Here is a 13,230-nt window from a genome sequence, read left to right on the forward strand (position 1 = left end):
CGCCATGGCCTCGCCGCGCATCATCATGAAGCTGACCGTGACCGCCGCCCGCAAGGAGCCGGGCGACGTGCTGGTCATCGACCTGAAACACCCACGCAAACCTGTGCTGCCGGCGTTCGAAGCGGGTTCTCACGTCGACGTCCATCTGCCTGAAGGGAAGGTGCGTCAGTATTCACTTTGCGGCGACCCGACCGAGCTTGGCCGCTACACCATCGCGGTGAAGCGCGAGAATGACGGCCGTGGCGGCTCGGCGTGGATCCACGAAACCATTGCCGTCGGCTCCACACTGCCTGTCTCCGCGCCACGCAACCATTTTGCGCTCAAGCCAGGCGAGGGGCCGACTTTGCTGCTGGCAGGGGGAATCGGGATCACCCCGATTCTGGCCATGGCGCGCGCGCTCACCCGGCAGGCCAAGCCCTTCGAGTTGCACTATTTCACCCGCAGCCGGGCGCTCACGCCACTCTTGGCGGCGATCGGGAGCGATCTTCCTGGCGGCAATGTGCGGATCCATTTCGACGACGAGCCTCAGACCCGGCAGAACATCGCCGCGCTGCTGGCGAACCGTTCGGACGACGCGCAGACATACTACTGCGGACCGCCTGGCTTCATGGCGGTTGTGGGGCGCGCGGCTCAACACTGGCCCGAGGGTACTGTTCATTTCGAAACTTTCCAGCCTCCCGAGTTTGATGGCGCGCCACCGGAACCGTTCGTCATAGAACTGGCTGAGGGCAGGGTGGTTGAGGTTTCGGCTGAGACCACGGCACTGGCCGCCTTGCGTGCGGCCGGTGTGCCGTTGATGGCCTCGTGTGAGAACGGGGTGTGCGGGACCTGCGAATGCGCAATGCTGGCGGGACAGCCGATCCATCGGGATGCCGTCCTGTCCAAGGAGGCACGCGGCCACCGCTTCATCCCCTGTGTGTCGCGCGCGACAGGTGTGTTGAAACTCGATCTTTGACCATTTGGGCGGGGGTCCTGTGAGACCGGCAGCTGATTTGCGGGAAACTGAATGACGAGGAAACTGGAATATCTGAACGAGATCGAGCGCTGCGTCTCCTGGCTCGCAGCCTGGACGATCCACCACGCCAACCACGTCCGCGAGGGCGATGAGATCAAGGTCGGGGGGCATCAGGCCTCGTCCGCGTCGCTGAGTACCATCATGACCGCGCTCTACGGTTCGGTCCTGCGCCCGCAGGATCGGGTGGCGGTCAAACCCCATGCGGCGCCGATCTTCCATGCACTTCAGTATCTGGCGGGCAACCAGACCCCCGAAAAGCTCATGAACTTCCGCGGCTACAAGGGCGCGCAGAGCTACCCTTCGCGGACGAAGGATGTCGACGATGTCGACTTCTCGACCGGGTCGGTGGGTCTCGGCGTTGCTCAGACGCTGTTCTCGTCGCTGGTGCAGGACTACGTCTCGGGTCACGGCTGGATGAAGGAGCGTGCCGAGGGCCGAATGGTCAGCCTGATCGGCGACGCCGAGATGGACGAGGGCAACATCTACGAGGCCCTGATCGAAGGCTGGAAGCACGGGCTCAGGAACTGCTGGTGGGTGGTCGACTACAATCGCCAGTCGCTCGACGCCGTGATCCGGGAGGGCCTCTGGCAGCGTTTCGAGCAGATTTTTCGCAACTTCGGCTGGGACGTGATGGTCCTGCGCCACGGCGCTCTGCAAGAGGCTGCCTTTGCCGAGCCGGGGGGCGAGAAGCTGCTCGAGTGGATAGAGCGCTGTCCGAACCAGCTCTATTCGGCGCTGACCTTCCAAGGGGGTGCTGCCTGGCGCAAGCGGCTGCTCGACGAGATCGGAGACCAAGGGCCGGTCACCACTCTGATCGAACGCCGCTCCGACGACGAGTTGCAGGCGTTGATGACGAACCTTGGCGGGCATGACATGCCGAGCCTCCTCGAAGCCTTCGAGGCGGCGTCCAGGCATGACCGTCCCGTCTGCTTCATCTGTTACACCATCAAGGGCTACGGTCTGCCGCTTGCCGGACACAAGGACAACCACGCGGGGCAGATGACGCCCACGCAGATGGAAGACTACCGCCTGCAAATGGGCGTAAAGCGGGGTGAGGAGTGGGACAAATGGGCGGCCGCCACCTTGCCGGAAGCGGAACTTGACGCCTTCTTCGCAAAGGCGCCGTTCTTCAGTGAGGGGCGTAGGAGGCTGTCTGCGCCGTCGGTGCCGGTGCCTGAAACCCTTCCGTCACCGGGGCAGCCCGGCAAGCCGCTCTCGACCCAGATGGGGTTCGGCCAGATCCTGAACGACATCGCACGCGAGCGCAGTCTGCTTGCCGACCGCATTGTCACCACCTCGCCCGATGTGACGGTCTCGACCAATCTCGGTGGCTGGGTCAACCGGCGCGGCCTTTTCGCCCGGGAGAGCATGGCGGACACCTTCAAGGCCGAACGCATTCCGTCGACCTTTACCTGGGAATTTGGGCCGAAGGGGCAGCACCTCGAGCTCGGGATCGCCGAGTCGAACCTGATGATCATGCTCGGGGCACTCGGTCTCTCGCACTCGATCAATGGCGTGCGCCTGCTGCCGATCGGGACAGTCTATGATCCCTTCATCTACCGATCGGCCGACCAGCTAAACTACGCCTGCTATCAGGATGCGCGCTTCATGCTGGTCGCAACGCCCTCGGGCGTGACGCTAGCGCCCGAGGGCGGAGCACACCAGTCGATCGGCACCCCATTGATCGGCATGGCGCAGGATGGGCTTTGCGCCTTCGAACCGGCCTTCGTCGACGAACTGTCCGTGATCATGCGCTTTGCCTTCGATTACATGCAACGTAATGGCGAGGGGGATCCGGATGAGATGACGTGGCTGCGTGATCAGACCGGAGGATCGGTCTATCTTCGCCTGTCAACCCGGCCGCTCGAGCAGCCGCTGCGCGACATGAACCCGGCGCTCGCGCGGGACATCGTCAATGGCGCCTATTGGCTGCGTCCGCCTGGGCCCAACGCGAGTGTCGTCATTGCTTATCAAGGCGTCGTCGCGTCGGAGGCGATTGCCGCGACGGGTCTTCTGGCGGAGGACCGGCGCGATGTCGGGCTGCTCGCGATCACCTCCGCGGACCGGCTTAATGCGGGCTGGCAGGCGGCGGAACGTGCCCGGCAGCGTGGCGCGATTGGCGCCCTGAGTCATATCGAGCGGCTGCTCGCGCCGCTATCGCGTGACTGCGGCATTGTCACCGTGATCGACGGCCACCCGGCGACGCTCGCGTGGCTCGGTGGGGTTAACGGGCATCGCGTGAAGGCGCTCGGGGTCGAGCAGTTCGGCCAGACGGGGACTATTGCGGACCTATACCGTCACCACGGCCTGGACACCAACGCCATCGTACATGCGGCGCAGGCGGTCAGTGCGGGACCGGCTGTTCGCTACCGCAAGGCGCTGCCTTGACCATGAGCGACCGGATGCTCCGTGGCTGGTACGGATCGGCTGTTTCCACGGGCGTTCCGGTTCGCTTCAAAGCGGACAGGGCCGGGACACTGTGGACGTTCTGATCGCGCTTGAGTAGCTTGTGCGACCCCCAGGGTCACCTGGGAATACGCAGGGATGCGGCTTTTATTTAGCCTTGCGCCCAATTACGAATTCGATCCAATCCAGTCCGGAGCAAAAGCTCCGCATCCTCCCGATTTTCGGCTTCGACGTAGCACCGCATTTCCGGGGCATTTCCGGATGGACGCAAATGCAAGACACGCTTATCCGCGAGAGTGATACGAAGTCCGTCAACATCGCTAACCTTGCTTACCACTCCAATCGACCCGACGAAGGCGGCGATGTTAGTTTCCGCTGTACGAAGGTATGTCATGAGGCGAGTGCTGCTTTCGACGGAAAAATTTTCCAAGCGATCCGCCGCCGCCGCCGGCAATTGAAAGGAACTGCCAATCTCCGACAGTGGCTGCCCACTTGTATTAACAAGGGAAAGTGCCGCGAGGATGGGGAGAAAACTGTCGCGTGTAGGTAGCGCCGGCAGTTTAGTTCCGTTCGGGTCAAAGTCCGTGCCTGTCAATAAACCACCGTTTGCTTCGAAACCAACCACGCGCTCGTGACCCGACGCAACCAAATCGAGCATGGCAGCAATAACAAATGGCGATCCAACCTTGGTACGCACGACTTTAAAAGAACCTGCGGTCTCGATACCAGAGTTTGATGTGACCGGCGTGACGACTGCCTTCGCTTGCAGGAAGTTCGCCGAAATCAGGCCTAACAAATCACCGCGAAGGGGGTCTCCGTGGTCGTCAGCTACCAGTGGGCGGTCACCATCGCCATCTGCCGAGACGACCGCATCAAGCCGATGCTCTTTGGCCCAGAGCTTGAACTGTTGAGCAGTCTCGTCAGAGACCGCTTCAGTGTCGACAGGAATGAAACCTTCCGAACGTCCCAGGGTTACGACCGTCGCACAGTGACATGAGAGAATGTCAACCAAGAGATCGCGCGCGACTGTGCTGTGCTGATATACGCCCACCGTTAAGCCCTTTAGAGCATTATTCTCCATAAGCTTTCGATTGCGCGCCATGAAAAAAGCCTTGCATTCGGCCTCCCGGTGCTGCCGACGTGCAACAGCACCTTCAAGGACGTATCCGCGCTTCTCCAACTGCAAGGCGATGCGCGTTATCTCCCGCTCATCACCTTTGTCGATCTCACCGTCGGGTCGATAGAATTTTATTCCATTACGGTCGGCCGGAATGTGCGAGCCTGTGATCATCAAACAACCACTCTTACGCGCCTGAGCATACAGTGCCAGGGCAGGGGTGGGGACTGCGCCGCAATCGACTACGATGAAGCCGAGCGCCGACAGTGCCGCCGCACAGACGGCGGCGATGGCCGGACTCGAGGCGCGAAAGTCGCGCCCTATGAGTATCTCGTCGCCAATTCTGGCCAGGCCGGATTCCAGCAGGAATGTCGCGAATGCCGTTGCATATAGGGCAGAGGCGGCCCCTGCCAATTCTGTCGCTAGGCCCCGTAATCCACTTGTTCCGAATTTCATACCAAATCCGACGTTGCTAACTGGTTTTTAAAGGTGACATGCTCAAACCTTAGCTCGTCCGGAATGCCCATCGACAGATTCCTCGGACGAGAACAAGAAGTACATTCCGTTAGCGTAGACGCGTTCGGTTCTGTACGGTTACCCTTGTGAGGATTGGCGCGGTCGGCGTCGTCGTGGGCAGCGCACCGTGACCTTCATGGCGACGAGGTTGGAGCGGATGGGCTTGAGATCCGGCAGGGCTCCTCGCGGCTGGCTCACATGAGCGCTCGCCATCGAGTGATTGTCTCAGTCCACATTAGCTCTGGGTCCCGAAAGCGCGTACAGGCCTGAGGCGCAGCAAATCCTTTTATTTATCGCCGTTCGGTGTAGCTCCCGTTCAGAAATGCATGATAGGCACTCTCGATGCCTTCCATGAGAGTGATCTTTGCTGCCCATCCCAAAGTGCGCAGCTTGTCGACGCTCATCAGCTTTCGCGGTGTACCGTCAGGTCTAGAGTGATCATGCGCAATCTCCCCAGTAAATCCGACTACACGGCAGATCACTCTTGTCAGCTCTAGGATCGTGATGTCCTGTCCGCAGCCGAGATTGACGTGCTCATGGTCAGAGTAGTTCTTCAGAAGGAAGACTAATGCGTCGGCGCAGTCGTCGACGTGCATGAATTCCCGACGTGGTGTGCCCGTGCCCCAGATGGTGATTTGCTTATCACTTATGAGCTTAGCTTCATGCGCTTTCCGGATCAGCGCTGGGACGACGTGGCCTGACTGCAAGTCATAATTGTCGCCTGGCCCGTAGAGATTCGTCGGCATAGCGGAGATGTAATCGCGGCCATATTGCTCGCGATAGGCTTGAGCCATTTTGATGCCGGTGATCTTGGCGACGGCGTAGCATTCGTTGGTGCGCTCTAGTGGCCCGGTCAAAAGCGCGCTTTCAGGAATGGGCTGTGGTGCCATCTTCGGATAGATGCAAGACGAGCCGAGGAAGAGGACGCGGTCGACATTGTTTTCGTGGGCTGCCGCGAAGATATTGGCCTCGATCATCAGATTGTCGTAAAGAAAGTCGACCGGATAGGTGGCGTTCGCGAGAATGCCGCCTACCTTTGCCGCCGCCATGACGATAGCGTCCGGTTTCATCACTGCCACGAAGTTTTCAACTTCGGTCTGTCGCTTAAGATCTAGCTCTCCCCGAGGGGCGGCCACAACTTTGCAGTCTTCGGACGCGAGGCGGCGTACAACAGCGCTGCCCACCATACCTTTATGGCCAGCGACCCACACGGTTTTTCCGTTCAGATCATACATTACGCTTCCTTCATGACTACAGATGTCTGCATGACCTTCAGGTCTTCGCGGACCATTTCCGCAGCAAGGTCGCGCACGGATATCTCATGCACCCAGCCGAGCTTCTCCTTCGCCTTGGTAGCGTCACCCAGGAGAAGATCGACTTCCGTGGGGCGGAAGTAGCGTGGGTCCACTTGGACTAGGCATCTGCCGCTCGCTAGATCATAGCCCTTTTCGTCGACACCCTTGCCACGCCATTCGATCTCGACGCCGACATCTTCGAAAGCCCACTCGACGAATTGGCGGACAGGAGTCGTTTTGCCCGTAGCCAGCACGTAATCATCCGGTTGATCCTGCTGCATCATCATCCACATACCTCGCACGTACTCACGCGCATGGCCCCAATCGCGTTGAGCATCGAGATTGCCGAGATAAAGCTTGTCCTGCTTGCCCAGGTAAATAGCAGCGGCAGCGCGGGTGATCTTGCGCGTCACAAAAGTTTCGCCACGAAGGGGGCTTTCGTGATTAAAAAGAATGCCGTTGGAGGCGTGCATACCATAGCCCTCGCGATAATTGACGACCATCCAGTAGGCGTAGAGCTTGGCGGCGGCGTAAGGGCTGCGCGGATAAAAGGGCGTCGTTTCGTTCTGCGGTACGGACTGCACGAGGCCGTATAGCTCTGACGTCGAGGCTTGATAGAAGCGGGTCTTGTCCGTCAGACCGAGGAGGCGAATCGCCTCAAGAAGTCGCAATGTACCGATACCGTCCGCGTTTGCTGTGTACTCAGGTGTTTCGAACGACACCTGGACATGGCTCTGAGCAGCCAAGTTGTAAATTTCGTCTGGCTGAGATTCCTGAACCACGCGGATGAGGTTAGTCGAATCAGTGAGATCACCGTAATGCAAGATTAAGCGCGGATCGGATTCGTGCGGGTCTTGGTAGAGGTCTTCGATACGACCGGTGTTGAAGGAAGAGGAACGTCGCTTAATCCCATGAACGATGTAGTCTTTTTTGAGAAGAAGACGGGCAAGATAGGCACCATCCTGTCCAGTTATGCCCGTAATAAGAGCAACTTTCCTGCTATCACCCATTCTATTCCTGCTCTATTAAAGTTTAAAGTTTCGGCTCCGGCTCGCCACGCCGACACAATGTGCGGCCCGCCCGGTGCCCTATGGAGCACTTCGACAAGGTGCGGCGCGAAGATCGTCATTGACGGTCCGCCAGCCGAGCACACCTGCTCTGCTTAGAGTCACGAGCAAAAATAGAGTCGCGCCGCTAACCTGTCGGACTCGTACATGCGGTCTGAGTGCCGCTCAGCTCACGCCCTGAGCGACATGTACTCCCAGCACCTTGCAGCTGATTTGCTCTTCTATTAGCGAGTGAGGACGCCTTTCTTTCTTGCTTCAGCGTCTTCTAATGGGAATTGTTTGGATCCGTGAAATCGATTGTTTGGATAAAGTGCATCCACAGAATGGATGGTCTGAGCGAGCAGCGGGGGCGCATCGCCGGCCCGGAGTCGTAGCGCGAGCTTCCGTTCGGGGCGAGGACAAAGTTCGTGGCCGCGAGCCGTCACCACAGCATCCGGCACAGGTCGTGCAGAACTTTGGGAGCCGACTGCGGATTCTGTCGATCAGCTGGTTCCAGGCGCGTCGAGCCGTCCACCTCATCTCGCCCGGTACCGGTTGCTGTATGCAGCCTTGCACCCTTGGCGTACGGCGTCGACGGAATGATTCGCTTCGGCAGGCAGTGTCGTAGCGTTTCCGGCTCTTTCGGCTCTATTGACCGGGCCCGCGTCAGCCGAGCCCCTTCATCATGGCATCCAACACATGGATGGCCGGCATCCACTCAATAGATTTTACATATGCGGCGGAGGCCCAGTAGAGAAGGCTGAACCGGAAGCGAGGGCAACCCCAAGCGAGGGCATCGGCTTCAAGCTTTGCGAGCGTCACGGGATTAGTGGGCAGTGCTGAGTGAGCTCTTCTGCCCTATGGCCCGGCCTCTGCCAAGGGCCCGGCGTCAGGGTCTACTAGTGTCGACTAAGGATTCCAAACCGGATGCAACCTCCTCTCCGAAACGAGATTTCCGAAAATGCATGTTAGTGGATTGGAAAAGCGCCGGTTCGTCGTCTCTCGGAGGCGTACGGGGTTCGGTGATTGTCTGTGGTCGTTGGCGGCCGCTTGGCGCTACGCGCAGCGGTCGGGACGAACTCTAGCCATCGACTGGCGGGGGGCCTGCTACCTCGACCAACCCTTCACAAATGCGTTTCCGGTGTTCTTCCAGCCGATCAATGACATCGCTGGGGTGCCGGCTATTTCCGACGACCGGATCAACGACGTTTCCTTCCCTGGTCCATTCTTCCCGGAGTGGTGGAACAGGCCGGCGATCGAGTGCCTTTACCGGCCAGATGAGCAGATTTTCCAAGAGCGCGATGAGTTGGGCGAGCTCTTTCAGGCCGAACACGATGTCGAAGCGAACACAGTAGTGTGTGACGCTTGTCTGATGTGGCGGTGCGATGAGGATGCAGAGCGGCAGGTGTTCCAGAGTGTCCAGCCTCGGCCAGAAATTCAAGCCCGCATAGATGCCATTTATCAGGAATGTTTTGAGGGGCACAGCATCATCGGGATTCATGTTCGGCACGGTAACGGTGAAGACATCATGGAGCATGCGCCCTACTGGGCCGATCCGGAGCTCGCCGTTGGGCAAGTGTGCGCTGCAATTGACAACGCTAAGGCGTTACCGCACCCTAGGCCTGTGCGGCTGTTCTTATGCACGGACAGCGCGCGGATACTGGATCTTCTGTCGGCCAGGTTTCCCGATCTGCTCACTGTCCCGAAGCACTTCGGATCCAATCAAGGTGGCCCCTTACACACTGCAGCACTCGGGATTGACGGCGGAATTTCCGCCCTCGTTGAGATGTATCTTCTCGGGCGCTGCGATACCGTAATTCGGTTTCCCCCGACGAGCGCCTTTACACGATATGCACGTCTATTCGCACCACGGGTAATTGAATTCGATCTGAAAGAGCCAAGTCGTTTGACTTTGATAGAAGGCAGCCAAGTCTCTGATCTCAGTTAAGACCCGCGACCTGCGCAATTCGGCAGACGCAACCAACAGGCATAGTTGAATGCGCATTTCTCACCGACGCCAGTGGAGGCGTCGTACATTACCGATAGCGTCGTCATCTGACGCCGCCTGCAACGCACCAGAACTTCGCTGTTACGCCGGGGCCGCAGACAAGCCAGAGCGACGGCGATCGTGACGCTGACGCTCGAAACAACGCGGGCGATCACTCCAGAGACGAAATTGAGGTTGGTTATGAAAGTCATTCCCGTGATCATCAGCGGCGGAGCCGGATCGCGGCTATGGCCCGCCTCAAGGCAATCGCACCCCAAACCTTTCCTCAAAGTGGCGGATGGATATTCTCTCATTCAGCAGACTGTGCTGCGCGCCGCTTCGATAGAAGGTGTCGTGGAACTCGTCGCTGTGACATCCGGGGAACACCTCTTCCTGACCAAGGACGAATTTGACGAACTGGATTCCGTGGTCCTGCCACGCACGTTTCTGCTCGAGCCCGAAGCTCGGGATACGGCCGCCGCCGTGGCTGCAGCCGCGATCCATGCGAGGGCAACGCAAGGCCCTGACGCGATCCTGTGCGTTTTCCCGGCCGATCACCTGATTAGCAACCTGCCAGCGTTTCTAGACGTCATGGGCCTGGCCATGGAACATGCGAAGCTCGGGCGGATCGCCACATTGGGCATCACCCCAACCAGACCGGACACGGCATTCGGCTACATCGAAGCAGATGGTGAGAACGTCGTCCGTTTCGTTGAAAAACCGGATCTGGATACAGCCAAAGCCTATGTCGCGTCTCAACGCTTCTTCTGGAACGCCGGTATCTTTTGCTTCAGTGCGCAAACCATGCTTGACGAGATGGTTTTGCATTGTCCCGAGGTGCTCCAGGCCGTCGCCGACAGCTACCAGAACGCCCGCGCCAGTCAATGCCAAGGCTTTGCCAAAATCGAACTCGCGCCTGAGCATTTCGGCTCCGCGCCGCGAATCTCGCTCGACCACGCTGTCATGGAGAAGACTAACAGACTTGCCGTGATTCCCTGCCACATGGATTGGAACGACATCGGATCTTGGAACGCAATGGCCGATTTAATCGCCCCCGACGAAAGCGGGAACAGGATACACGGCGATGTGCACATGGTCGACACGACCGGCACCTATGTGAGCTCCGACAAGCGCGTCATCGGCACGGTGGGCGTAAGCGATCTGGTGATCGTTGATTCCCCGGACGCTTTGCTTGTCACATCCCGCGACCGCGTTCAGGACGTTAAGAAGCTCTTCGAGAGCCTCAAGGCTTCGGGACATGAAGCCCATCTGGTCCATAGCACGGTACACCGGCCCTGGGGTACCTTTACGGTTCTGGAGGAAGGCGAGCGCTTCAAGATCAAACGCATCGAGGTGAAGCCCGGTCGCCAGTTGAGCCTGCAGATGCACTATCATCGTTCGGAGCACTGGGTCGTGGTCAGCGGCTCCGCCAAGATCGTCAATGGCGAGCAGGAGTTGTTCCTAGGGACAAACGAATCTACTTACATCCCCTGCGGCCATAAGCATCGGCTCGAGAACCCAGGCAGAATTGACCTGGTGATCATTGAAGTGCAGAGCGGTGATTATCTCGCCGAAGATGATATCGTTCGCTTCGACGACGAATATGGTCGAACGTAGATAGCAGTACAAAAACCTTAAACGACGAGCCGTCGCTCAAGGATCTCTGTCGTGGGTTCTGGGCCTGACATTGGCAAGCAGCGGGCCGAGCGTGTCATGTTATCCGCCCCGCACTCTCATGAGGCACTCGATCGTGGTCGAAAACATCGGTGAGCGCTTGACAGCGCGCCGTCCGCGGCAACGAAGACTTCAGATCTTTCTTAGCCGGACCAGTTGCTCAGCTGTTCAACGGCACAGCCGTATTTCAGCCTGTAGGCGGCAACGAAATCCTCATCGCTGCAGATGCAGCGGCCGCTGGAATCTTTGGCTTTCGGATCATGGAGGTGAGAACCAAGGGGGGCGCAGTAGATTCACGCGAGTGCTGGTCGTCGGACTCATCGGAAAACCCGCACTATGCTTGACCAGGTCTGCGGCAAGCATGATCCCGGCAAGCGCTGATTGAAAGGCCATCGGAACCACAGTTCGAACGAGACGACTTCCTTCGCTAAGCTGGAACACCAGACCGCCGCAGATAGCCTGCTGATAAAAAGAACGGAGGGGCTGGCCAACAAACGCGGCGAGCGGCTCAAACGGCACAGCCATCGCCGTAGCCACCCGAGCTACGAACTCATTGGGGACTCCGGTATTGGTCTGCAGGAGCGTTTTTACCTCATCGTGTGCTTCCGGCATTCCGAGTTCCTCCGCGACCAGTTGGTGTTCGTCCTTGGATTTGCCGGTCGGCATGTACATGCAGCAAAGGCAAGCCTGGCCGTCATCGAAACCATGCCGCGAGATGCCTAGATCTTGCTCCTGAGTCCAGGCGTTCGCGATCCATCGAGGCAGAGCACCTTGGACAGCTAGACGGTCGGCGGCGGTGTCAAGCGCCGCACCCACTCGGTCGAATACCCAGTCGCCCCGGCGCGCAACATATTCTGCCCACTTCATAGGGTGCGCCTCGACTTCAAGGGCGGTGGCCCGAAGGGCGTTGGTTGCGAGGGCCGCCTTAGAGAGGCCGACCTCCGCCTGACCTGCCAACACGTAGCGCTGCAGGTTTGAGAGTTCGATAGCTTCGTGATCAACTACATGCAGGCGCCCCGACAGACCGGATTGCCTCGCCAGCGCCCAGAGCGAGCCATGGCCTATCGCGCCGAGCCCAACGAGGTGCGTTTCGCCAAGGTCGACAGGGAAGTTTAAGGGGCTGGAATCGCCGGCGTTGCTCTTGTTGTAGGTGCATAAAGAGAGGTCGATGTTCTCGTCCAGCTCGGCGCCGGTCAGCTGGGAAGCAAAGATGGTTCGAAAGACGTTGGCCGCGGCGAAGCAGCTTGCGGCGCCAGCTCCATAGGGCAGCAAGCTCGAGCCAGAGCTCACCGGGTCCGTACGCGACAGCTTTGCCGCCCAACCCTGGGATCCCATGAAAAACATTGGGCACCGAAGTGATGGGTGCACCGCGCCTGCAGCTACACAGACCGTCGCATACTTGCCGGAACGCCGGATGCTGATTTTGGATTGATCGACTTTGCCAAGCGCTCGAGCGCTTGGGCTTGAGAGCTCGCGGCCATATCCAGGGGGAGTATGGCCAGAACCGGATACAGTCTGGCAAGCAACCTGACCGTAAGGTCAAGCGTCGCCTGGCCCTCTGCACACGAAGCGGCTTGGCTGTCGAAGGCCACAGCCACAACCTGCTTTCCGAGGGCTGCTTTGAAGTCGCATAGATGAAAGTCGGCCAGCACCTGAGAAGCTGCCGTGGCGGCGCGGTCAATGAAGTTAGCGAGTGCCATCGTTCAACCCGTTATCGTGATCATCCGCCTTAGTGCCGCGGATGGGAACTCATCCCAGTTCGCCTTCGCGTCAAGTCGATTGGCGGCGACCGCGCGGGCTATTACGGCCGCACCCTTGTGACGCGCGTCGGCAAGCTCGAGCTGCGGGTTCCGCAAGACCGTGCCGGGCGCTTCTCCACCGAGCTGTTCGAGCGCTACCAGCGTTCCGAGCGGGCCTTGGTGGCGACGCCTGGCCGAGATGTTCGTGCAGGGCGTGTCGACCCGCAAGGTGAAGGCGATCACGGAAGAACTGTGCGGCCATGCCTTCTCGGCTTCGTCGATCTCGGCCATCAACAAGCGGCTGGACGAGAGCCTCGCTGCCTTTGCCAGGCGCCCCCTTCAAGAGCCGTTTCCTTACCTCATCCTCGATGCGCGCTACGAGAAGGTGCGTGAAGCCGGTGTTGTCATGAGCCAGGCGGTGCTGATCGCGGTCGG

Annotated in this window: 8 protein-coding genes and 2 pseudogenes; 5 read left to right on the forward strand and 5 right to left on the reverse strand. The window is 59.3% G+C overall.

The window, feature by feature from the left end:
- Window positions 1-4 precede the first annotated feature (4 nt).
- Both NKI06_RS22385 and NKI06_RS22390 read left to right on the forward strand, forming a co-directional pair.
- Window positions 5-955 (forward strand): PDR/VanB family oxidoreductase, encoded by a 951-nt coding sequence (locus NKI06_RS22385; RefSeq protein WP_023697831.1) that lies wholly within the window; start codon window positions 5-7, stop codon window positions 953-955.
- Between the two features lie 51 nt (window positions 956-1,006).
- On the forward strand, window positions 1,007-3,403 hold the full coding sequence (locus NKI06_RS22390; RefSeq protein ID WP_023697832.1) for a transketolase: 2,397 nt from the start codon (window positions 1,007-1,009) through the stop codon (window positions 3,401-3,403).
- 169 nt (window positions 3,404-3,572) lie between these two features.
- Here NKI06_RS22390 and NKI06_RS22395 read toward each other — a convergent pair whose 3' ends face one another.
- The 3 genes from NKI06_RS22395 to gmd form a co-directional block, all read right to left on the reverse strand.
- Entirely contained in the window at window positions 3,573-4,994 is a 1,422-nt protein-coding gene (locus NKI06_RS22395; RefSeq protein WP_352987191.1) for a phosphomannomutase, read from the reverse strand.
- Between the two features lie 350 nt (window positions 4,995-5,344).
- Complete coding sequence (gene fcl / locus NKI06_RS22400; protein ID WP_023697834.1) at window positions 5,345-6,289, reverse strand: GDP-L-fucose synthase; 945 nt, start codon at window positions 6,287-6,289, stop codon at window positions 5,345-5,347.
- A complete protein-coding gene (gene gmd / locus NKI06_RS22405) occupies window positions 6,289-7,359 on the reverse strand; it encodes a GDP-mannose 4,6-dehydratase (protein ID WP_023672397.1) in 1,071 nt (356 codons plus the stop codon). Before gmd ends, fcl begins: the two co-directional genes overlap by 1 nt.
- 997 nt (window positions 7,360-8,356) lie before the next feature.
- On the opposite strand from gmd, the gene NKI06_RS22410 reads away from it, so the two are divergent.
- Window positions 8,357-9,343, forward strand: a complete 987-nt coding sequence (locus NKI06_RS22410) for a nodulation protein NodZ (protein ID WP_352987194.1) — start codon at window positions 8,357-8,359, stop codon at window positions 9,341-9,343.
- Between the two features lie 240 nt (window positions 9,344-9,583).
- On the forward strand, window positions 9,584-10,999 hold the full coding sequence (locus tag NKI06_RS22415; RefSeq protein ID WP_023697836.1) for a mannose-1-phosphate guanylyltransferase/mannose-6-phosphate isomerase: 1,416 nt from the start codon (window positions 9,584-9,586) through the stop codon (window positions 10,997-10,999).
- A gap of 315 nt (window positions 11,000-11,314) precedes the next feature.
- On the opposite strand, the gene NKI06_RS22420 is transcribed toward NKI06_RS22415, so the two are convergent.
- The gene (locus NKI06_RS22420; RefSeq protein WP_352671544.1) at window positions 11,315-12,346 is read right to left on the reverse strand and encodes a ThiF family adenylyltransferase; all 1,032 of its coding nucleotides are present in this window, start codon (window positions 12,344-12,346) and stop codon (window positions 11,315-11,317) included.
- A pseudogene (locus NKI06_RS22425) lies at window positions 12,320-12,756 on the reverse strand (E2 ligase fold family C protein); the annotation flags it as partial. The pseudogene NKI06_RS22425 and the gene NKI06_RS22420, both read right to left, overlap by 27 nt.
- 84 nt (window positions 12,757-12,840) lie before the next feature.
- Here NKI06_RS22425 and NKI06_RS22430 point away from each other — a divergent pair.
- A pseudogene (locus NKI06_RS22430) lies at window positions 12,841-13,230 on the forward strand (transposase); the annotation flags it as partial.

Origin of the sequence: Mesorhizobium sp. M0772, assembly GCF_040320135.1 — a bacterium.
GTDB lineage: Bacteria > Pseudomonadota > Alphaproteobacteria > Rhizobiales > Rhizobiaceae > Mesorhizobium.